Raw genomic sequence first — 21,482 nt, 5'->3', positions numbered from 1 at the left:
CCCTGTCAGTGCTCCTCGCTCACCCCAAGCTCGGTGCATCAGGTGGCCACCGCATAGGTCCCGGTCACGAGCCAGCCGCCGATCGCCGCCCAGTACAGGAACTGGAGCGCCTCGGTCTTGGTCCACGCCACGCCGAACTGGCGCGGCGGCACTATCTGGCCGTGTGGAAGAACATCAGGCGCCGGCCTCAGCTCACCTGGGCGTATTCCGTAGAAGTCCCGCTCCAGGATGGCCGCCCAACGTCGGAAGTGTCGGCAGTTCTCCATGTTCTTGCACTCCCACCGATAGACGGCGAAGGTCACGATCGCCGCGAGGAGGCTCAGCAGCATAATCGCGGCGTGCGGAATCTCCGCGTTCGGCGCCCGCAGCAGCAAGACGATTCCCACGCCGGTCACCAACGGGACCGCCGCCAGGAGCTTGAGGCTGACATCGTCCGTCGCCCGGATGTTGGCGCAGATCTCCCCATAGACGTTGTTCAGGTCACCCTGACCTGCCCAGGGAGGCCGAGGGCCGACCGTCGCCTCGCGGGATTGTTCCATACGTCACTCCAAATCCACGGACCTGCGGGCAATCGAGCGCACGCCTCACGGTAAGAGGGCGGATCCAGCCGTCCTCCGGTGGGCCGGGCCAGATCGTGTCGTCCCCACCCAAGTCGTGGTCGACGCACAGCTCGTCCCTGGGCGCCCGAGAAGTGCATTGCGCGGCTGGTGTAGGCATGCAACCATCGCCAACGTGATGACGATCAGAAAGGGCCATGGCGCGTAGGTCCCCAGCGGCAGTTCGTGCCGCTCTTCCACTGCGGCTACGGCCAGGCGTGACGTTATCGGTGATCGACGGCCTGACGGCGAGAGCGGTTAGCCAGATCCAGGCCCTCGAACGCTGCCGGCTTGGTCCAGGATCCGTTTCCCGCGCTTTGACGGGATGGAAACGGACGGTCCACCGTGGCGATGTGTCGGTCATGCTGGAGGAAGTCGCTTGGCACGGATGCCCGTGCTGCGATCCGACCGAGGCTCGTGAGGTGCTGCAACAGGCTTTGGCACTGCTGGTTCCTCCCGCTCGACGCGAGCTATGGGCCATAGTCGAACCGCTGGACAACCTCTTCCGAGACCGAACTGTTCATGATCCCCAGGCTCCGCCCGGACAGCCTTGGTGATCAGCGGGCGTAGCGCCAAAGTCCCGCCGTCCATCGCCAATCCCGCCTCATGACTCACGTATCCCAACCGGCCCAAACACTGCGGGCAGACGCCCACATCTGCCGCCGAGCGGGCGCGCTACCTGCCGGGTTTTGCTGTCACCCTCCGTGGTCGGACTTCGGTCCAGCGACGTCCCGAACTGCCGATGAGCGGATGTCCGATCTTGGGCAGGCTCCGTGGACTCCAGCCAGAGTTCTGGAGCGGTCTCAGCCCATGATCGGTTCATGGTGATGCCGGACGAAAAACTCGGTCAAGTTGGGCGTCAATGAGGTCCATTGCCTCGTCCGGGCGGTAGAGGCCGACAAGAATCGGCCCAACCAGGCCCTGGGTGAGGAAGTAGAGCGCGGGTGCCTCCACGTCGGGATCGACTCCGTCGCGCAATTCGCTGAACCGATACGCCGCGCGAAAGTTGGCGACCGACACGGTGAGGATGCGTCCGTATCCGTCGCGGAGCTGCTCGGCATACGTGGGTGTGACCGTCGCGGCAGAGAAGAACGCGATGTTCACGCATGCCTCCTCGCGGCCGGCCGGGTCGACCGGGAGCATCACCGCGGTGGCGGCACGGATGAGATCGCGGCGGGTGGGCTCGCGCAGCGCGGCGATGGCGGCCTGGAGCCGGGCCATCACGCGTTCGCGCATGTGAGATAACGCGAACGACAGCATCTGCTGCTTGGCGGGGAAGTAATGCTGCACGGTGCCCATCGAGACGCCGGCCTGCTCGGCGACGTCACGCAGGCTCACTGCCTCGAACCCTTGCGTGCTGATGACGGCGAAGACCGCTTCGGCCAGGAGGCGGCGACGTTGCTCGTGATCGACCTGCTTCGGCACCCACCGAACCTATCTCATGCGAACGCATTGCCACCGACGCCCGCCGGCCGTTACCATGCGATCGCATTACAAAGCATGGGAGGGTGACATGGGCGTCGAGTACGCCGTGAACGGGGACGTCAGGATCGCTTACGAGACCTTCGGCACGGCCGGGGAGCCGCTGCTGCTGGTCCTGGGGCTGGACTATCAGATGGTGTGGTGGCCCGACGCGTTCTGCGAACGCTTGGTCGAGGCGGGCTATCACGTGGCCCGCTACGACAACCGAGACACCGGCCTGTCCACGCACTTTCCACAGCCGGCGGACGGCAACCCGTGGCGTGCGCTGCTCGGCCGCACTCGTCCCCTCTACACGATCGCCGACATGGCCGCCGACGGGCTCGCGGTGATGGACGCGCTCGGCTGGCCACAAGCGCACGTCCTGGGCGGCACGTCGGCGATCGCGCAGGCCCTGGCGCTACTGCACCCCGGGCGGGTCCGCGGACTTACGCTCTGCATGAGCAGCCCGGCCACCGCGGGGGTTCTGCAGACCCTGCGTTATCTCAAGTTCGGCATCTTCCGCGAGTTCCGCAAGCTGCCCAAAGCGACCACACCCGAGCAGGAGATCGACAACTTGGTCGCGATCTACCGGGCGCAGGCCTCGCCCGGCTACCCGTTCCCGGAGAAGTGGGTTCGCGAAGCAGCGATGCTCAGCCACACCCGCGCGCCACGCGATCCGCGCACCACCCAGCGGCACCTCGCCGCCGGCCGAGCCGTGAAACTGCCGCCGCTGTCCACCATCACTGCGCCTACCCTGGTCGTCTCGGGCGCCGACGATCCCATGCTCAAGCCGAGCGCGGGCCGCCACCTGGCCGCCCAGATCACCGGCGCGCAGTTCGTGGAGTATCCCGGCGTGGGCCACGACTGGCCCGAAGGCATCTGGGACGACGTAATCGCCCGCATGCCGCGCTGACATCCGCCTGAACGGCAGTTCTCCATAATCGAGCAAGCCATCCGGATCTGCCGCTGTGTCCTCGCCATCAGACATCGGTCGTCGGTTCCGTGCGGCTGGTAGGTCGGAGTCGGGGCGGGAACGCGAACGGAGGTCCTCGATGATGACGGGCGTGGACGCGGAAGCTCGACGTGCCGTGGTTGTGGCGCTGCTGGGGCTGGCCGGCAGCGGCGCCTACCAGGACCGGGCGGATGCCGGCCGGGCCCTGGCGAGTTTTGCGGAGATGCCGGGGTCGGCACAGCCGCTGCGACGGCTTCTGCTTGATGCTGACGACACGTTCGTGACCCTCGTGACCGCGGATGCGCTGCTTCGTCGGAGGGACCTGGTCGGTCTTGCGCTGGTCGCTGGAGCGCTGGCGGACGCCGATGACAACCGTGCAGACTGGATCTTTACCGCAGTCCAGGACGTGTACATGATCTACGCCGGCGAACGTGATGCTGCGGTGCGGATGTGCGATGCGTTGCTCGAAGATCCTGATCCAGGTATTCGTCAAGGAGCCGCTCGTCTGTCGGGCACCCTCACTACGATCAACCCGGTGCTCTACCCCGTGGACAGCAGTGGAGATTGACGGCGCAGGCTCGCGGCATCCTGATCTGCCGCCGACCGTGCGCGCCATCGATACGAGGATCGGAGCTGTAGCTCGTGACCGAGTGGACCAACGATGCCGCCATCCAACGCTGGGGAGCGATGCCCCGCACCGTGTTGGAGCAGACAGCACTCGACGGCGACTTCGCCAAGCGCCACCTGATCAACCCCGTCCTGCTACGCATACTCGGCGACCTGACCCGGCGGCGGGTGCTCGACGCCGGCTGCGGCAACGGCTACCTCAGCCGGATCCTCGCCGGACGGGGCGCCACCGTCGTCGGCGTCGAACCCGGCCAGTCGCTGTTCGACTTCGCCGTGGAGCAGGAAACCACCGCACCGCGAGGCATCCAGTACGTCCAAGCCGACCTGTGTAACCTGCCGGACCTCGGCGCACCGTTCGACGCCGTGATCGCCAGCATGGTCCTACCCGCCATCCCCGACTGGACCGGCGCGATGCGCACCTGCGTACATACGCTCAAGCCGGGCGGACTGTTCCTGTTCACCGTCAACCACCCCTGCTACGAACAGCTGTGGCCCACCTGGCGCGAACATGGCGAGTACCGCACCCACCGCTACCTCACCGAGTACGGGATCCCCGGCCCCAGCGGCGTCGACTTCCACCGCACCCTGTCCACCTACCTCAACCAGGTCACCAGCCTCGGCTGCCAGCTCACCGAACTGGCAGAACCCGGACTCGACCGCGATGTCACCGTCGACGGACCCGATGGCATCGACGCCTACGTCCACCTCCCGAACTTCCTCATCGTCGCCGCCCGCCGAACCACCTGAGCACAGTCCTGCCGCCACCGGCAGACGGGCAGGAGAGGGAGTCCATGCCGGAAGCGTCGCTGTCCCGCGCCACGGAGGTGTGACCACCGGCCTGGCAGGGCGTCCGGATCTGCCGCGATGCGGTCGCTATGCAAGGGTCACGGCCGCCACGGTCGATTGACGAGGGCCCGCGTGTACGGGCGCGGGCGATATGGTTTACCGGTGATGCCAGAGCGTAGAGGTCGGATCATCCTGCTCAACGGTGCTTCGAGCTCTGGCAAGAGCAGCATCGGTCGGGCGATGCTCCCACTGCTGCCCGATCCGTGGTTCCTGGTTCCCGTTGATGCTATCGGGGCGATGCGTTCCACCGTTCACACTCGTGTGCTCGACGATGCGGAAATCAGCGAGATGCTCCGAAGGACACGCCTCGGCTACCACCGTGCCGTCGCGGCGCTCGCCGGTGCGGGAAACGATGTCATCATGGACTACCCCCTGAGTGAACGATGGCGCGTCGGCGACCTGCTCGACACCCTCACGGGATACGACGTCACGCTGGTCGAGGTCCGCTGCGCCCAGGAGGAGCTCGACCGGCGTGAACGCGTTCGCGGAGACCGGCCAGTCGGTCTTGCCCGTTCCCAGACCCAGGTGTACGCACACGGCGAATCCGACATCGTCGTAGACACCACGAACACGGACGCCAACGAGTGCGCCACAGCGATCGTCATCGCACTTCCGGAGGTCTCGTCCCCGAAAGCGTTCGATCGGCTCCGTCACCGTCGCGATACGAAATAGCCGGCTGATTCGATGCCGTGTCATCCTCATCTGCCGCCGTGCGAGTGTGTCAGTGCGCGGTTGAGGGGTCATCGTCAAGTGGTGCCGATGCTGCGGGGCGGGCCGAGCAGGTGATCGATGGCGGTGTTGAACTCGTTGAAAGTGCGGATCCGGTTGGCCTGGTTCGCATAGCGGCGAAACGCTTGACTGAAGTGCTCGCCTGCGTGGTTGACCTCGTCGGTGGCTTCGAGTGTCTTGATGGTGAGGTAGCTGGCAGCGCCGGCACCAAGATCGTGGACCACGGCTAGGTCGACGAAGATGTCGCCGGGCTGCAGCATCTCGGTCAGGTCAGGACGGTGCGCCTGATCCAGCGTCGAGGCCAGCAAGTTGGCCCGGCCTGGATCGTGGAGGGCGAACAGCGTGATCTCCGAGGTAGCGTCGCCGGCGACGGCCAGGGCAAGGTCGGTGAGGTGGCGGAAGCTTGCCACGTCGAACAGACCGGCGAAGCTGGCGTGTTCTCGTTGCCATGGGTCCGGAATCGGCCGTAGTGGCACGCAGGCACGAGCCGGGACAAACCCGATGTCCGCGCTGAGCCACTCGGGCTGCTCGACGTCGACCTCGTACTCCCAGCGGACCAGCCGCACCGCCTCACGGTTCATGCCCCGCAGCTGAGCTACCTCGTCGCGGTAGTAGGCGGGAGTGGCGAACCTACTCCGGCCCGCGGTCAGCTCCCAGGCCAGCGCCCGCCACACCGCCAGGGCCTCACCATCACCGTTGTTGATCGCGTATCGACACCACGGATTCAGGTCCGCATCGTCGGAATACTCCTGCTCCCACAGCCCCGGCCACAGCGGGCCAGGCATATCCGCCTCGTCGGCACGGGCCACATAGCAGTGCAGCCCATCGCGGCTCTCATGTGCGAATCTCAGGAACGGCTCCGGATCTGCCACCACATCAGGATGCCAGACAGCCAGCCGTCGTTACCGGACCAGCCCGGCGCCTAGCGTGGGCGACAACGTCATCTGCCGCGATGAGCGTCCTCTCCGGGCGACGCGGGAGGTCGGGATCTGTGCCGGCAAGCCCTCGTTACAGGTCGAACGTGACCACGAGAGCCGAGAGCGTAGGCGCGACCTCCCGCCATGAACACAGCCTCGGGTCGGTCCAGAAGTCACTCGCGACAACGCGGGGGTCGGTGGGATCTGTCCGGTAGTCGAGCGCGATCGCCACGTCGTCGCCTGGCCGCTCGTTCACCGCGACAAGGAACGCCTTGTCGATGTCCAGCCATGACAGGTCGACCGGCTCGGTCCACGCGGTTCCTCGCGCCAGTCTGAAGAGCTGAGCCGATGCGTCGTCCGCGGTGAGCAAGTCCAGTGAGCGCGACTCTCTCACCACCGCCTCGACGCTGGTCAGGAAGTGCAGGGGGCCTTTGAACCACGGCATCGTGTGGGCAAGGGCCGATTCGCCGGGATGCCGCCATCTACCTTCCATCAGGAGGGAAAACAACAGCGGCGGAACGGCAAGGCCACGGATCCAGATGGGCACCTGGCTATCCTGCCCAGCCCAAGTCCCCCTCAATGAGGCCGCGTCCCCATCTACCGCGAACGCTCGCTACGTAGCATCACGTACAGCTCGTGTGGCTGGGCACATCGTCGTGCCGATGAGCGGATTGTCTTCGGCTACAGGTGTCCGGTGTCGTTGAAGCTGACCAGGGTCGGCGGTCGATCGGAGTCCCACTGCACGATGGTGATCGCGCAGTTGGCCTGATTGAGTCCGATCCACCGCCACACCGGGGCGTCAAGCACGTGGCGGACGAACCAGCCGATCACAAAGTTGTGCGTGATCAGCAGTTCCTGCCGGTCCTCCTCGCCGGTGACACCGAAGTGCTCAACAGCGGCCCGCAGGGCAACGGCGTCCTCGTCGCGCTCGTCGTCGGGCACGCCGTCAAGCCATGCATGCCACCGTCCCGGGTATCGGCCACGTTCGGCGGCAGAGGGCACCGGCGTGCAGTCTGCGACGAAATCGCAGTCGTGTCGTGGCACCTGTGGGAGATAGCGCGCGACGATGTCGGCGGTTTGAGCCGCCCGCGCCAGTGGGCTGTGGTGGACGGCCGAGAATGGCACCGTGCGGAGCCGTCGGCCGAGCCGGTCGGCCTGGTCGCGGCCGAGCTGCGACAGACCTTCGTCCGGAGCGTGGTCGGAGGCAGAACCCTGTTGGCCGTGGCGGACGAGGTACAGCTGCGTACGAGCCATCGTGGGCTGCCCTCCGAGTCCCTGTGCGACGAGTCCCTGTGCGACGAGCAGCACGATAGATCACGAAGGCACGCGACCGGGCCGAGAACACGGCCAGGTGCACTCTTCTACCTCGGTGCGCGGTGACTCCTTCGCCGGGCAGGTGGGGACGGACGCGTGGGCACAGAGATCCCCCAGCGGCAGCGCCCGGGCTCCGGCTAGCGAAGTGTGCGTAGGACCATCTCGACCAGGGCGTCGACGTCGGCGGCGACCATCGGCTCGCCGGTCATGCCCATCCGGTGGAGCAGAGTTCCGACAACGACATCGATGAGGAAGAGGACGCGGCTCTCCGGTTCGCCAAGCGCCTCCTGAAGCGCGAGCTGGTAAGGGTCCTGCAACTGTGCGGAAAGGATCTGGCGTAGGGCGGGATCGTTGACAGCATCGGTGAACACGCCGGCGAATGCCGCGCCGATCCCGGGTTCGCCGATCTTCGCCGCGATCCAGCGGATAGCTGTCGACATGATCTCCTCCCGGCTGGCGCCGGTCAGCGGCGCCGGGCCGAACGCGTCGACGAGGCAGGCGGTGATCAGCGCGCCCTTGGACGGCCAGCGACGGTAGATCGTGGTCTTCGCGACGCCTGCCGCGGCGGCGATGCGATCGACGGTGGCATGTGCGTAGCCGAGTTCGTGGACCGTGCCGAGCACTGCCGCAAAGACCGTGGAGTCCACGCCGACGCGAGGGCGGCCGGGCGGTCTGCTGGTTTGGGTTGCTCGGTCCATGGTCACACGATAGCCAGTTATGCTACTTCTAGTATCGATACCATGGGTAGCGTAATCCTGCATCGAGGAGGAGCCATGAGCGACACCGTCGGAACGCAGCGACCACCGCTGAAGGTTCGGCTGCTGCACGCCCTGCGGAAGGATCCGGACTGGTTGACGATGACCGCGGAGGAGTTGGACGCGTTCCGCGAGGCGGAGAACGGCAGGCGGGCCTCCAGCCTGGCGCGGGTGATCACCGGATTCCCGTACCGTCGGGCCACGATCGGCTGGCAGCAGCTGACCCTGCCTGACCGCGCGCTCCAGGTCCGGGTGTACCGGCCGTCGCCCGGACGCGGCGGCTCGGTCGACCTCCCGCTCGTACTTCACGTCCACGGCGGCGGCTTCGTGGGTACAGCGGTGCAGAGCGACTGGGTCAACAGTCACCTCGCCGGTCGGCTGCCCGCAGTGGTCGTGTCAGTCGAGCATCGCCTTCTCGCGCCGGGAATCTCGCTGTCTGCGGCTGCCGATGATGGCTGGGACGCGTTACGCCACGTCGTGCAGCACGCCGATCGGTGGGGAATCGACCCGACACGGGTTGCTGTATTCGGAGAAAGTGCCGGTGCGGTAGTGGCGGCCCTGGCCGCGATCAGCGCCAGGGAGTTCGGTCTGATGTTGCGGGCACAGGTGCTGGTCAATCCCTGCGTCGATCTGACCTCGACGGCGTTCGACTACGCCTCGATGAGCGAACACGCCACCAGCCCGACCCTCACCGCAACACAGCTGGAACTGTTCCGCCGGCTGGCCGTTCCGGAAGGAACGGATCCTCGCACGGTGTCACCGTTGTATGCCGATGACCTGAGCGGGCTGGCCCCGGCGCTGGTGGTGGTGCCGACACTCGACCCGTTAGCCGATCACGGACGCACGTACGTGCAACGGCTACGCGAGGCCGGAACTCCCGCGCAGCTCGCCGAGCATCCCGGAGCCATACACGCGTTCCTCAGCACGCCGGGCCTGGTACCGCAGGCCAAGCCAGCACGAACGGAAATCACCGAGTTCCTCCGGGCCGCCTCGACGGGTGACGGCCTGACTGCGACGAGACTCGCCCAAGCGGGAGAGTCATCGAGAACAGGACGTTCGGCAGCTCAGGCCTGGTGCGTCTGACCCGGGATCCCCGCGGTGAGACGCACCAGATCCCAGGACCACGGGTTCCAGGCCGGGCTTCGATCGCTCTGCGGCGCCTCCCGCGTCAGCCGGCACAGGATGCACTTCGGTGTAGCTGTACGTGTGAGCGGGGTCCCACCCCCTTGAGGCGCTCCGGTTGACTGAGTCGCCACTCAGTCAAGCCGCCAGATCACCGCGTCGCCATCTTCGGCGGATGCGGCGAAGAAGCTTCGAACGTTCGGCAGGTGATGGGCCACCCACGCCAGTTCGCCGGGTGTTTCCCATTCTGCCGGGGTAGATCTCGGCCCGGTTCAACTCCTGGGGGTCGGCGCGGCGGATGAGGTCGTCTTCGGTGAGCACGGCCAGTTGCGAGGCCGCAGCCGCTACCTGGACCGGTGTCAGGCAGGAGGGCGGTCCGTGGCCCCAGTCGCCTTTGGCGGGTGCCTCGGCGACTACGGTGGCGCTTTCCAGACAAAGCGGATGTCCGGCGCCTTCTCCTCGTTGCCGGACCCGTCGGTCGCTTCAGCCGCGCCGAAGCCATGGCGCAGGTAGAACCCCTGCGCTCTGGTGTTGGTCGCGAACGTCCACAGCTGAAGTCCCACCGGCCGGCGGGACTTCGCGAACTCGACGAGGTGGGATCCCAACCCCCTGCCCGTGAAGGCCGGGTCGACATAGAGCTGGTCGACCCAGTCATCGTCCAGAACCAGCACCGCCAGTGGCCGGCCGCCAGCGTCCTCGATCAGCCATACCTCTCGCTCGGGAATGACGACGGCGCGGATCCACTCTCGAACCTCGTGATCCGGGTGGACCCAGCAGGGATGGCGCCGGCTGCTGCCCGACGCGACCGGATCAGAAGGTCGGCCACCGCTCGGGCGTCCTCCGGGCCAGCGCGTCGAGGCGCTGCTGAATCCACATGTCCGGTGAACGAGAGGCCCACGGACCAGATCATCCGCATCACGGGGACGGCGGGCAAATAGTTGATCTCAGCCAGAAACGCCGGCTCGTAGCAGGTCAGCAGATCTCCCGCTCCGGCGGGGAACCGCTACGTCGTCACCGGTGCCGTCCGCCGGCGTGAGACAGCGGGCAAGACAACGAACCCGGGTTGCGGTAAGCCGAGGGGCGGTGGCTGCGGGGATGTGGTGTCGTCACCGTAGCCGGAAGACGGGGCCGCGAGGGGTGAAGGGCAGTCGCGCGGTTTCCGGGACGAGGAAGGCGTGTTCCCGGCGGATGCGCACGACGTCGCAGTGTCCGTCGGTGATGAGCAGGACCGGGGCGCCGGTTGGGAAGTCGGGAGCGTTCTCCAGCAGGTGGATGCCGGGCTGGAGCACCGTGCCGCCGCGCCCACGGACCCGCACCCGGCCGGCGATCTGTTCGACGGGCAGGTATCCGGCGTCGTAGGGGTGGGCGTCGCAGAAGACCACTCGGGCGGCGGGTACGTCGCGGGCGGCGGCGTACGAGGCGATGGCGCCGAGCGCCTTGCCGAGCAGTTCGTGGTTCATGGACCCGGACGTGTCCAGCACCACCCCGAAGGTGCATCGGGATATCGACTCCTCAGGCCACCGCCAGCCCGGTCGGGGATGTTCGGTGTGCTGGCCTGCCGCCGTGACGGACGGGCGTAGGAGCGGACCCGCCGCGGAGACGGTACGTACTCGTCGAACCAGCGGGCCAGCCGGACGTCCCAGGGCAGCGGCGGCTGCTCCAGGACCCGGATCTCGGCGACGAGTCCGGCCGGCAGGTGACCCCGCCCCTCCCGCTGGTGGTAGGCGTATCCGGCCAGCAGCGCCCGCCGGTAGAAGTCGTCCAGGTCGACTCCCCGTGCGTGGGCGCCGTCGCGTGGCAGGGGTTCGCCGAGTACGTCGCCGAGGCCGGTGCCGCGCAGCGTGGCCAGTCTCCGGTGCCGCCGGAGATCCTTGGCGATGCGGTCGTAGACCGCCTCGGCGGACAGCCCGGCAAGCTGCGGATCGTAGAGCAGGCCGTCGGGTGGTTCACCGACGCCCATCTCGATCAACCAGCCGTTGATGACGTAGTCGGCCGCGATGTTCCACAGGTACGGATCGCGCCCACCGACCCGGTCGCCGTGGCGCAGCGCGGCGTGCAGCATCTCGTGCGCCAACACGAACCGCCACTGGATGCCGGACAGTTCCCGCAGCGGGTTGAGGTAGATCTCCCCGGCGGCTGCGGAAACGGCGGCGATGGCGATGTTCCAGCGTCGCGCCAGTTCGGCGTCGGCCACCAGGGTGAAGCGGGCGGCCACGGCGCCGAGCAGCGGGTAGGACGACAGGAACCAACCCATCGCCAGACGCCACGGTTGCCGGCGGCTGTCCCGGTCGGTCAACGAGCTGCGCGCCCCGCCCGCCACGTCGACCGCCGCCGTCGCCGCCGCGGACAGCCCCACCGCGAACTGGGCCGACCAGTCCGGCAGAGCCGCATCGGTCGACTCTGCGGCACGCGCTGGTGGGGCCAGGTCCGGTCCGTGTCCGCCGGTGCCACAGCCCGCGTACTCGGCCGGCACGCCGGCCTGCCGCCACTGCCGCAGCAGTACCGACTCCTCCGCGGTGGGCAACTCGGCCGGCAGCAGCGCCGGCTCGGTGCCGAGCTTGACGGCCCGTTGGAACCGTGCCACCGCGACGCAGGCCACATCCCCGTACGCGGGATCTGCGGCAGGTCGGTCCGGAGCGAGATGCCCGAATCCGAGGTGCAGCAGGCAGTGCGCCAGCACCCACGACCACTGGTCCTCGGTGAGCCGGTGTGCCCTGCTGGCCCGGATCGTGCCGTGCGCGTTGACCACGGCGATCGCCCCCGCCGCCACCAGCTGCCGGTCCTCGGCCAGCACCGCCCGCGCACCGGCCCGCTGCCAGGGCCCGATGCGGACGCTCAGGAGCGGGGCGAACATCGGGTGGCCGGTCAGCTTGCGCCAGGCGGCCTCGAACGCGGCCACGTTCGGATCGACTTGCGCCCGTACCTTCTTTCCCATCGGCGTGTCCTCACGCGCGGGCGGCGACCAGCCGGGGCAGGTCCCGGCTCACCTCGACCAGAAACCATGCCGGCAGCACCGGCGCGCCGTCCGCGTCGGTGGAAATGACCATCTGCGCGCACTCCAGCGACGTCTCCGCCAGCTCGACCAGCAGCCCCTTGGCCCGGTGTGCGAACTGCCGTAGCGCCGGCGACGCGTGTTCCTTGTTCGCCGGCAGGTCCTTGACCAGCCTGGCCCGGAGTGCCTCGGCGAGGAAATACAGCAAATCCCGGTCGGCCGCGGCCGTGGGCCAGCCCGCGTCTCCGCGGACGATGGCGTCGAGTCCGTACCGGTTCCGCACGATCTTCACGTAGCCGCAGAACCCGGAGGCGTGGGTGGGGCTCAACGTGCCGGCGGCCAGTAGCCGCAGCGTGGCCTCGTCGATGTCATCGCCGTAGGACCGCAACGCGTCGGAGAGCATGTGCCAACTCCGCGGGTGGAGAAGACCTCCTCCACCTTGGGCGGGTTCACCCACAGCTGGTCCGGACGTTCCGACAGGTAGTCGGTCACCCAGGGGTGGATCCCGGCGCCCTGTGCCCACGCCAACCAGTCGTCGACGCTGGCGCGCAGGTGCAGGTGGACCAGCCGGTTGACCAACGCGGAGGCCATCGGCCGGGCCAGCGCGTTGTCCGTGGCCCGGTTGCCCGCGCCGATCACGATCGACCCTGCGGGCAACTCGTACGCCCCGATACGACGGTCCAGGATCAGCGAGTAGAAGGCCTTCTGCACCTCCGGCGTCGACGCGTTCAACTCGTCGAGGAACAGGCAGTACGGCTCATCGCGGGCGATCGACTCCGGCGGCGCGAACCGGCTGCGGCCGTCCCGCAGTTCCGGCACCCCGATCAGGTCCTCCGCGGCGAGTTGCGTACCCACCAGAGTCACGCAGTCCAGTCCGAGCGATGCGGCGAACGCACGCACCAGCGAGCTCTTGCCGATGCCCGGGGCGCCCCACACGAACACCGGCCGGACCACCGCCACGTGCAGCAGCAGGTCCGGCAACTGGGCCGGCGTCACCGAGGTCGCGGAATGCACCCGCCCATCCTGCCCAACCACCATGGCGACCCGCATTCCATATACCGATCGGGATGCCCGTCACGCCCCCGTCCTCGACGGATCCGCGGCCCGGTCCAAGCGCTCGCCCGAGGACGGGCGCCGCGTGAGAGCTACCGCAGGGCGCGGAGTTGGTCGGTGTGCGCGGGCAGGTGCACCCGCTGGTGGATGTCCACCACCCGGCCCCACGGGACGGGCTCGTCGATGACGATGCGGTCCCCGTCCCGGATGCGTCTCCACCGGCGTGTCCGCGCGGTCAGCGTCCAGCCGGTCCAGCAGGGTGCACAGCCGCTGGCTGGTGGCCCGCAGCCGCGTCGCCAGGCCGTCCAGGCCGCCGCACTCGGCGACCAGCGCGTCCAGTTGCGGCCGGTGGATGGCGTTGTGGTTGTAGTACGCGAACGGCGCACCGGACAGCACCGCCTCGGTGGCCTCGGCCAGCAGCTCGTCGTTGCTGGCCAGGTGGGCCACCACCTGCTCCGCGGTCCATTCGCCGGCCGAGGGTTCGCCGAACCCGCCCGCGTCGACCTCGGTCAGCACCACCTCGTAGGCGCGCCGGAGGCCCGCTGTCTCCATGCGCCGAGTCTAGGATCGCCACCCCTCGTCGATCATGGAAACGTCGCGGCCCAGGGTGCCAACACGTGCGCCGTGCCGCGACGGTGTCGCGGGGTCAGGCGGCGCGGCGGCGGCCCCGGCGGGCGCGCAGGTAGTCGGCCACCACGTACCGGCCGAGGTCCGCGGGGTCCGGGGAGAGCACCCGGCCACCGCTGCGCCGGGCCACCGCGTCCACGAACCGGCGCAGCCCCGGGTCCTCCCCCAGCATGAACAGGTTGAGGGTGGCGCCGTACCGGGTCAGCTGGTCCACCTCCGCCACGGTGGCCTCGATGGTCTCCCGCAGCGGCGGCCAGTGGAACACCCCTTCCCCGTCCTGCGGATCCAGGTGCGCGGTGGGCTCGCCGTCGGTCACCACCAGCACCACCGGTTCGGATCCGGAGTGCCGGCGCAGGTGCCGGCCGGCCAGCCGCAGCGCATGCTGGAGGTTGGTGCCCTGCACCAGATCCGGCTCGACCGTGGCCAGTTCCCGCTCGGTCAGCGGCATGGCCGTCGGCCCGAACCCGATGATCTGCAACGCGTCCTGCGGGAACCGGGTGGCCACCAGGTGGGAGAGCGCCAGCGCGGTCTGCTTCATCGGCCCCCACCGCCCCTCGGAGATCATCGAGAACGACAGGTCGACGCAGAGCGCCACCGCGGCCGAGGCGCGGGCCTCGGTCTCCACCACCTCGAAGTCCTCGACGTCCAGTTGGACCGGCACCCCCGGCCCGCGCCGCCGGACCGCCCGGCCGATGGTGCGCACGACGTCCAGCGGCTGCTCGTCGCCGTACTCCCAGGCCCGGGACGCCCCGGTGATCTCCCCGGCGGCGCCCGCCGAGCGCAGGTCGTGCTGGCCGCGCCGGCCCGCGGACAGTTCGGCGAAGACGGTCCGCAACGCGGTGCCGCCGAGCCGGCGCAGCGCCTTGGGGCTCAGCGTCAACCCGTCGCCGGTCCGGCTCACCCAGCCCTGCCGGCGCAGTTCCCGCTCCAGGTCCCGGAGCCGGCGTACGTCGTCAGCGGCGCCCCGGCCGAGGTTGCGCGCCACCGACTCCACGTCGATGTCGTCCAGGGTGGCGCCCGGATGCTCCTGCCCCAACTGGTCGAGCAGGTCGTCCAGCTCGGCGATCTCGCCGAGCGCCCCGGTGGCCTCGCCGTAGCCGAGCGGCTGGTCGCCGCGGACCCGTTCCCGCCGGTCCCAGCCGAGGTCGGGGCGCAGCGCCCGCAGGTTGGCATCCAGCGCGGCCATCTCGCTGGCCAGCCCGCCGCCCAGGGACTGCGCCATCAGCCCGGCCAGTTCCTCGCGCTGCTGCGGCGACAGCGAACGCATCAGCCGCTCCCCCGCGGCGGCCCGGCGGGCGAGCGCGTCGACCAGTTCGTCCACCGACTGCGGCCGTTCCGGGAAGAACTCGCCGTGCCGCCGCATGAACTCGGCGAACGCGTCGGTGGTGTCCTCCCCGCGGCCGTGCCGTTCCAGCAGGTCGTTGAGGTCGTGCATCAGCTCCGCGAGCCGCCGCTGGGCGGCCGGGTCGGTAGCCGAGGAGCGCAGCGCGTCGCGCAGCCCGGCGAACCGCTGCTCCAGCACGTCGTTGCGCAGCCCGTCCAGAATCTGCTGGTACGTCCGCCGCGCCTCGTCGCTGACCCAGTCGTAGTCCGCCAGTTCCTGCACGGCCCGCGCCGTGGACCGGGGCAGGCTGTCCAGCACGGCCTCGTTGAACCGGGCCGTCTCGTCGTCGCGGTCGCGCAACGCGTCCCGCTCGGCCGCGAGCGCCTGGTCCAGCAGGGCCTGGGAGCGGGTGACCGCGCCGTCCAGGTTGCCCCGGCGCATCGCCTCGCGGCGCAGCCGCCGGGCCCGGGCCGCCAGGTCGTCGAGGCCGGCGCCGCCGCGGGGGCCGTGCCGCAGCAGGTTGCGCAGCGCGTCCCGCAGGCTGCCGCCGGCCAGCACCTCGGCGCCGACCGCGTCGACCGCGGCCCGCACGTCGTACGGCGGGGCCAGTGGGTCCGGGCCGCCGCGCCAGGCGCCGTACCGGAATCGGTTGCCGCCCGCCATGATCAGCCTCGGCCCCCGCCGGTGCGTCCGCCGGTGTCCCGGCCGCCGTACCGGGTGCGCCCGTCGTCGGTGACCTCCTTGCCCAGCCGGCGGGTCAGGTGCAGTCCTTCCAGCACGAACTCGATGCCGGCCGCGGCCTCGCCGGGGGTGGGCGCGTCGCCCAGGCCCAGCCGGTCCAGCGCCTTGGCCAGTCCGGGCACGGTGCCGACCTGGCGCAGCAGTTCCGCCGAGTCGACCAGTTCGCCGGTCTCCACCACGTCGCCCTCGGCGACCAGCCCGGTGAAGCCGGACAGGTCCAGCCCGGCCAGCCGGGTCCGGAAGGTGTCGGCGGTCGCCGTGCGCAGCAGGTGGGCCAGGATTTCGATCTCCCGGCCCTCCTCGTTCGCCTCGAACTCCACCTTGCCGCGCAGGGTGCTGGTCACCGACACCGCGTCGCCGACCCGGGCCACCGCGGGAAGGTCCTGCCGGGGCTGGCTGGACGTGCCGGCCAGCAGACCCTCCCGGCGTAGCGCGGCGGCCGCGACGGTCTCGGCCGCGGCGATCGCGAACCGGGCCGACACGCCGGACCTGGCGTCCACCGAGGGCGATTCGCGGACCGCGCGGGCGAACCGGGCCAGCACCTCCAGCACGTGCTCCGGCACCGTGGCGACCAGGTCGGCCTCCTGCCGGATCAGCTCGACCTCCAGTTCCAGGTCGAGCGGGTAGTGGGTACGGATCTCGGCGCCGAACCGGTCCTTGAGCGGGCTGATGATCCGGCCCCGGTTGGTGTAGTCCTCCGGGTTGGCGCTGGCCACCAGCAGCAGGTCCAGCGGCAGCCGGAGCTGGTAGCCGCGGACCTGGATGTCCCGTTCCTCCAGCACGTTCAGCAGCGCCACCTGGATCCGTTCGGCCAGGTCGGGCAGTTCGTTGACGGCGAAGATGCCCCGGTTGGTCCGGGGCACCAGCCCGAAGTGGATCGTCTCCGGATCGCCGAGGGTGCGGCCCTGGGCGATCCGGATCGGGTCGACGTCGCCGATCAGGTCGCCGACGCTGGTGTCCGGGGTGGCCAGCTTCTCGCCGTACCGCATGGACCGGTGCAGCCAGGAGATCGGCTGGTCGTCGCCGGCCTGCGCCACGGCGGCGATCGCCGCCGGGGTGACCGGGTGCAGCGGGTGCTCGTTCAGCGGCGAGTCCGGCAGCACCGGCGTCCACTCGTCCAGCAGTTGGCCCAGCGAGCGGATCAGCCGGGTCTTGCCCTGGCCGCGCTCGCCGAGCAGCACCATGTCGTGCCCGGCCAGCAGCGCCCGTTCCACCTCCGGCAGTACGGTGTCCTCGTAGCCGACGATGCCCGGGAAGCGCTCGGCGCCGGAGCGCATCCGCGCCAGCAGGTTGTCCCGTAGCTCCTGCTTGACGGTCTTGTAGCGGTGTCCGGCGGCGCGTAGCCCGCCGAGGGTGGCCGGCAGGTCGACCGGCGGCGCGTGGAAGGTCTCCGTCACCCCACCGACGCTATCTCGGCGACACTTCGAGTGCGTTGCGTCCAGCGCGAACAGGGGTGTCAACCAGGAGGCATCCAGTTACGGAGAGTGACGAAGGCTTTCGCCGGGGGCGGCCCGGGGCGGCTCAGCGGTGCTCCCGCACGTACCGGCCGGGGTCCTTGTCGGTGAACCGCAGCCCGCGTCCGCGCGGATGCTCGCCGTAGAACCGCAGCCAGCGCGCGCCCAGCTCGGCCCGCAGCTCGGTGCTGGCGTGCCGGCGGAAGTCGGCCAGCGCCTCGTCCTCCTCCTCGGCCAGGTGTTCGCTGTTCTCGCTGCGCGCCGTGCCCACCGCCTGCCACCACGCGTCCGAGCCGACCGGGTGCTTCTTCGCCTCCTCGATCGCGTCCCGGATCTTGTTGTGGTCCCGGATGGCGTCGTCGGTCTCGTCCTCGCCGTCGTCGCCGTGCTTGACCAGGTGCGGGTAGAGGATCGCCTCCTCGGCCTCGGCGTGGATGTCCAGGTGCAGCGCCAGGTCGTCCCAGACTGCCGCCAGGTCGGCGTTGTCGCGGGCGTCGTCGAGGCGGGCGAACCCGACCCGGAAGGCGTGGTGGTCGTCCAGGATCAGCGCCGTGATGTCGTCCATGCTGCGGTCTCCTTCGTAGGGTGGCGGCTTCGTACGGGTACGGATCTCTGCGGGTACGGATCCGTTCCGTTGCGGATCCGCACCGTTGCGGTCAGGAACGGCGGGCGCGGAGCAGCCGCGGCAGCACGGCCGGGCCGGTGATCGGGCTGAACTCGCGGGCGGCGCGGGCTAGCGCGGCGTACTCGTCGTCGGCGAGCCGGATGTCGGCCGCGGCGGCGTTGCGTTCCAACTGTTCCACGCTGGACGCGCCGGGGATGGCCACCACCGCCGGGCTGCGCACCAGGTAGGCCAGCGCGATCTGGCTCTCGGTGGCGTCGTGCGCGTCGGCCACCTCGCGCAGCGCGGCCAGCAGGCCGGCGCCGCGTTCGAGGTTCTCCGGCAGGAACAGCGGGTTGGCCCGCCGGACCGCCCCGGCGGGCCGGTGGTTCGCGTCGTACCGGCCGGAGACGAACCCCTGCGCCAGCGGGCTGTACGCGATGACCAGCCGGCCGCTGCGCTCGGCGTACGGCACCAGGTCCCGTTCGGGTTCCCGTTGGGCGATGCTGTACCGCACCTGGTTGGACAGCACCCGCCGACCCAGGTGCGCCTCGGCGGTCCGCCACCGCTTCAGGGCGTAGTTGCTCACCCCGACCTCGCCGATCAGGCCGTCGTCCTGCAATCCGCGCATCCCGCGCATCGTGCTGCCGTCCCGGATCACCGGGTTCGGCTGGTGCACCTGGTACAGGTCGATGGAGCGCACCCCGAGCCGGCGGGCCGAGGCCGCCGCCCGCCGGCGTACCACCGGCGCCACCGGGAACAGCGGGAAGATCTTGCTCGCCAGGAAGACCTTCTCCCGGTCGTCGCCGAGCGCCGCGCCGAGGATCCGCTCGCTGGCCCCGAGCGCGTACATCTCGGCCGTGTCGAACAGGGTGACCCCCATCTCCAGCGCCCGGCGGACGATCTGCTCGGCGCGCTGCCGGTAGCCGGCGCCGTAGCCCCACTCGCGGGACCCGAACTGCCAGGTGCCGAGGCCGATCACGGAAATCGGTCTGGCGGTCTCCAACGGGACGTAACGCATGGGCCGACGCTACTCCGGTGGAAAGATCCCGTGTTGTCGCTTCCGGCGCGGCCACCTGCGGGGTCGCGGCCGATCCGCGCACCTGGCGTGATCGGGGTACGGCGGGGTATGCATGACGCATGGGGGCGAGCTTCCGGCTGGGCCGGGTCGCCGGCGTACCCGTCGGCGTCAACTGGAGCGTGGTGGTCATCTTCGGCCTGCTCGTCTGGGGGCTGTCGGCGGACCAGTTCCCGCGGGCGTACCCGGGCCACCCGGGCTGGGCGTACGCGCTGGCCGGGATCGCGGCGGCCGTGGTGTTCTTCCTGGGGCTGCTGGCGCACGAGGTGTCGCACGCCGTGGTCGCCCGGCGCAACGGCCTGGAGGTGCAGGGCATCACGCTGTGGCTGTTCGGCGGCGTCGCGCAGCTGCGCGGTGAGGCCCGTACGCCGGGCGCCGAGCTGCGGATCGCCGGGGTGGGACCGCTGGTCAGCTTCATCCTCGGGGCGATCTTCGGCGCCGTCGCGGCCGGAATCGCGGCCACCGGCCCCCGCGGGCTGGTCTTCGGGGCGTTCGCGTGGCTGGCCGGGATCAACCTGGTGCTGGCGATCTTCAACGTGCTTCCGGCCGCGCCGCTGGACGGTGGGCGGCTGCTGCGGGCCGCGCTGTGGCGCTGGCGCGGCGACCGGACCTGGGCGGCGATCGCCGCGGCCCGCGCCGGGCGGGTGCTCGGGGCGGCGCTGATCGCGCTGGGGCTGTGGCAGTTCCTCACCGGGTTCGCGGTGGGGGCGCTCTGGCTGGCGCTGATCGGCTGGTTCCTGGTCGGCGCCGCGATGGCCGAGGAGCGGCAGGCCCGGGTCGGGGTGGCGCTCAGCGGGGTACGGGTGGGCGAGGTGATGACCGCGCAACCGCAGGCGGTCACCCCGGAGGTGAGCGTCGCCGACTTCGTCGACCACTACCTGTGGGCGTACCGGCACTCGGCCCTGCCGCTGGTGGTCGACGGCCGCCCGGTGGGCCTGGTGACCCTCGACCGGGTCCGCGGCGTGCCGGCCGACCAACGGGCCGGTACGAACCTCGGCGCGGTCTCCTGCCCGCCCGACCAGCTCGTGCTGGCCCGTCCCGACGAGCCGCTGCTGGAGCTGCTGCCCCGGCTCAGCGCCTGCGCCGACGGGCGCGCCCTGGTGGTCGAGGGCGACCAACTGGTCGGCATCGTCTCGCCCAGCGACATCAGCCGGGCCGTGCAGCGCAACGCCATGCGGGAGGGCACCGGCGGCCAGCGACGATGAGCCGGCGGGTACCGGTCGGCCCCACGCCGACCGGTACCCGCCGGCCCGCCGGAAGGGTCAGGTCGCCACCCGACCCGTCCGGCCGTCCCGACCCCGTCAGGCCGCCCGGCGCAGCCGGCCGAGCATGCCGTTCAGATCCAGGGTGAACATGTCGTGCCGGAACACGTGGCCGCCCGGCCGCTCGTGCCACTCGTGCGGGATCCCGGCCCCGGCCAGGGCACCGCGGAACTCCCGCTGGCCGGCCAGCACCTGCGTCTCGTTCACCGTGTCGAACCAGTTGACCGGGTCGGGCGAGGTGCCGGCGACCAGGAAGATCCGCTTGTTGAGGTAGCTCGGGATCCGCTCCATCGGGTTGTCGGCGGTCACCCGCGCCTCGTCCCACAGCGGTACGCCGTACACCGTGCCACCGCCCAGCTCGACGGCGGCCGAGCTGACGTTGGCCCAGTGGACGACCAGGCCGAAGTCCCGCCGCAGGCTCGCCGGCCCGGAGTGGGAGCTGACCGAGCAGAAGTGCCCGTAGTACTTCGCCGTGTACTTCAGCGCGCCGAAGCCGCCCATCGAGAATCCGGCCACGGCCCGGCCGTTGTACTCGGCGAAGGTGCGGAAGTTCGCGTCGATCCAGGGCAGCAACTGGGCCATGTGGAAGGTCTCCCAGTTGCGCGGCCCCACGAAGCTGTTCACCGGGTTGCAGTACCAGCCGGTCGCGGCGTCCGGCATCACCACGATCAACTGCCGCCCCGCGGTCAGGTTCACGATGTCCTCGTACATGTGGAACGTACGGAAGTCCTGGTTGCCGCCGTGCAGCAGGTACAGCACCGGGTACCGCTTGCCCGAGGTGTGGTAGCCGTCGGGCAGCAGCACGTTGACGCCCGGGTTCCAGCCGATCGCGCTGGTGGCGAAGCGGTAGTACTGGAGCCGGCCGGCGTTCTCGTTGCGGTCCACGATGGTCAGGCCGTAGCCGTTACCGGCGGCCTGCGCGGCGCCCGGCGCGACGAGGCCGCTGGTCAACGTGCCGGCGGCAACGGCCGCCGAGCCGATCAGCAGGCGGCGACGGTTGAGGGTGTGCGGACGGTCGTTCACGATCACTC

General features: G+C 70.0%; 19 protein-coding genes and 3 pseudogenes. 6 read left to right on the top strand and 16 right to left on the bottom strand.

Annotation, left to right across the window (positions count from 1 at the left end):
* Nucleotides 1-38: 38 nt before the first annotated feature.
* Nucleotides 39-539 carry a hypothetical protein gene (locus CIK06_RS05775; protein ID WP_095563949.1) on the bottom strand — a complete coding sequence of 167 codons (501 nt, stop codon included), beginning with the start codon at nt 537-539 and terminating at the stop codon, nt 39-41.
* An 876-nt stretch (nt 540-1,415) separates the two neighbouring features.
* On the bottom strand, nt 1,416-2,021 hold the full coding sequence (locus CIK06_RS05770) for a TetR/AcrR family transcriptional regulator (protein ID WP_095563948.1): 606 nt from the start codon (nt 2,019-2,021) through the stop codon (nt 1,416-1,418).
* An 88-nt stretch (nt 2,022-2,109) separates the two neighbouring features.
* On the opposite strand from CIK06_RS05770, the gene CIK06_RS05765 reads away from it, so the two are divergent.
* The 4 genes from CIK06_RS05765 (at nt 2,110) to CIK06_RS05750 (ending at nt 5,154) form a co-directional block, all read left to right on the top strand.
* Nucleotides 2,110-2,970, top strand: coding sequence for an alpha/beta fold hydrolase (locus CIK06_RS05765; protein ID WP_157756615.1), 861 nt, complete (start codon nt 2,110-2,112; stop codon nt 2,968-2,970).
* A 139-nt stretch (nt 2,971-3,109) separates the two neighbouring features.
* Nucleotides 3,110-3,577, top strand: a complete 468-nt coding sequence (locus tag CIK06_RS05760; protein ID WP_232534035.1) for a hypothetical protein — start codon at nt 3,110-3,112, stop codon at nt 3,575-3,577.
* Nucleotides 3,578-3,651: 74 nt separating this feature from the next.
* The gene (locus CIK06_RS05755; protein ID WP_198348115.1) at nt 3,652-4,383 is read left to right on the top strand and encodes a bifunctional 2-polyprenyl-6-hydroxyphenol methylase/3-demethylubiquinol 3-O-methyltransferase UbiG; all 732 of its coding nucleotides are present in this window, start codon (nt 3,652-3,654) and stop codon (nt 4,381-4,383) included.
* 279 nt (nt 4,384-4,662) lie between these two features.
* Nucleotides 4,663-5,154: a chloramphenicol phosphotransferase CPT family protein gene (locus tag CIK06_RS05750; RefSeq protein WP_232534034.1), complete on the top strand. Its 492-nt coding sequence runs from the start codon at nt 4,663-4,665 to the stop codon at nt 5,152-5,154.
* 74 nt (nt 5,155-5,228) lie between these two features.
* On the opposite strand, the gene CIK06_RS05745 is transcribed toward CIK06_RS05750, so the two are convergent.
* From CIK06_RS05745 to CIK06_RS05730, 4 genes are all read right to left on the bottom strand, one after another.
* Nucleotides 5,229-6,083, bottom strand: coding sequence for a hypothetical protein (locus CIK06_RS05745; RefSeq protein WP_232534033.1), 855 nt, complete (start codon nt 6,081-6,083; stop codon nt 5,229-5,231).
* Between the two features lie 136 nt (nt 6,084-6,219).
* Complete coding sequence (locus CIK06_RS05740; RefSeq protein ID WP_157756614.1) at nt 6,220-6,675, bottom strand: hypothetical protein; 456 nt, start codon at nt 6,673-6,675, stop codon at nt 6,220-6,222.
* Nucleotides 6,676-6,809: 134 nt separating this feature from the next.
* Complete coding sequence (locus tag CIK06_RS05735) at nt 6,810-7,382, bottom strand: histidine phosphatase family protein (RefSeq protein WP_095563944.1); 573 nt, start codon at nt 7,380-7,382, stop codon at nt 6,810-6,812.
* A gap of 197 nt (nt 7,383-7,579) precedes the next feature.
* On the bottom strand, nt 7,580-8,140 hold the full coding sequence (locus CIK06_RS05730) for a TetR/AcrR family transcriptional regulator (protein WP_095567594.1): 561 nt from the start codon (nt 8,138-8,140) through the stop codon (nt 7,580-7,582).
* Nucleotides 8,141-8,215: 75 nt separating this feature from the next.
* Here CIK06_RS05730 and CIK06_RS05725 point away from each other — a divergent pair, with 75 nt between their 5' ends.
* On the top strand, nt 8,216-9,280 hold the full coding sequence (locus CIK06_RS05725) for an alpha/beta hydrolase (protein ID WP_095563943.1): 1,065 nt from the start codon (nt 8,216-8,218) through the stop codon (nt 9,278-9,280).
* A gap of 177 nt (nt 9,281-9,457) precedes the next feature.
* Here the strand turns inward: CIK06_RS05725 and CIK06_RS05720 are convergent, their stop codons facing one another.
* The 9 genes and pseudogenes from CIK06_RS05720 to CIK06_RS05680 form a co-directional block, all read right to left on the bottom strand.
* Nucleotides 9,458-9,682, bottom strand: coding sequence for a DUF1877 family protein (locus CIK06_RS05720; RefSeq protein ID WP_232534252.1), 225 nt, complete (start codon nt 9,680-9,682; stop codon nt 9,458-9,460).
* A gap of 50 nt (nt 9,683-9,732) precedes the next feature.
* Nucleotides 9,733-10,044 carry a GNAT family N-acetyltransferase gene (locus CIK06_RS30625; RefSeq protein WP_232534251.1) on the bottom strand — a complete coding sequence of 104 codons (312 nt, stop codon included), beginning with the start codon at nt 10,042-10,044 and terminating at the stop codon, nt 9,733-9,735.
* A 381-nt stretch (nt 10,045-10,425) separates the two neighbouring features.
* Nucleotides 10,426-12,254: pseudogene (locus tag CIK06_RS05710) on the bottom strand (hypothetical protein).
* 10 nt (nt 12,255-12,264) lie between these two features.
* A pseudogene (locus CIK06_RS32310) lies at nt 12,265-13,307 on the bottom strand (ATP-binding protein).
* Nucleotides 13,308-13,456: 149 nt separating this feature from the next.
* Nucleotides 13,457-13,916: pseudogene (locus CIK06_RS05700) on the bottom strand (maleylpyruvate isomerase N-terminal domain-containing protein).
* A gap of 94 nt (nt 13,917-14,010) precedes the next feature.
* Complete coding sequence (locus CIK06_RS05695; protein WP_095563942.1) at nt 14,011-15,978, bottom strand: hypothetical protein; 1,968 nt, start codon at nt 15,976-15,978, stop codon at nt 14,011-14,013.
* Between the two features lie 2 nt (nt 15,979-15,980).
* On the bottom strand, nt 15,981-17,453 hold the full coding sequence (locus CIK06_RS05690; protein ID WP_095563941.1) for a sigma 54-interacting transcriptional regulator: 1,473 nt from the start codon (nt 17,451-17,453) through the stop codon (nt 15,981-15,983).
* Nucleotides 17,454-17,577: 124 nt separating this feature from the next.
* Nucleotides 17,578-18,075, bottom strand: a complete 498-nt coding sequence (locus CIK06_RS32090) for a hemerythrin domain-containing protein (RefSeq protein ID WP_095563940.1) — start codon at nt 18,073-18,075, stop codon at nt 17,578-17,580.
* Between the two features lie 91 nt (nt 18,076-18,166).
* Complete coding sequence (locus CIK06_RS05680; protein ID WP_095563939.1) at nt 18,167-19,132, bottom strand: aldo/keto reductase; 966 nt, start codon at nt 19,130-19,132, stop codon at nt 18,167-18,169.
* A gap of 119 nt (nt 19,133-19,251) precedes the next feature.
* On the opposite strand from CIK06_RS05680, the gene CIK06_RS05675 reads away from it, so the two are divergent.
* The gene (locus tag CIK06_RS05675) at nt 19,252-20,394 is read left to right on the top strand and encodes a site-2 protease family protein (RefSeq protein ID WP_095563938.1); all 1,143 of its coding nucleotides are present in this window, start codon (nt 19,252-19,254) and stop codon (nt 20,392-20,394) included.
* A gap of 96 nt (nt 20,395-20,490) precedes the next feature.
* Here the strand turns inward: CIK06_RS05675 and CIK06_RS05670 are convergent, their stop codons facing one another.
* Entirely contained in the window at nt 20,491-21,474 is a 984-nt protein-coding gene (locus CIK06_RS05670) for an alpha/beta hydrolase (RefSeq protein ID WP_369916103.1), read from the bottom strand.
* Between the last annotated feature and the right edge of the window lie 8 nt (nt 21,475-21,482).

Origin of the sequence: Plantactinospora sp. KBS50, assembly GCF_002285795.1 — a bacterium.
GTDB lineage: Bacteria > Actinomycetota > Actinomycetes > Mycobacteriales > Micromonosporaceae > KBS50.
The sequence above is the reverse complement of the archived record's forward strand: the minus strand, read 5'-3'. Positions and strand labels throughout refer to the sequence as shown.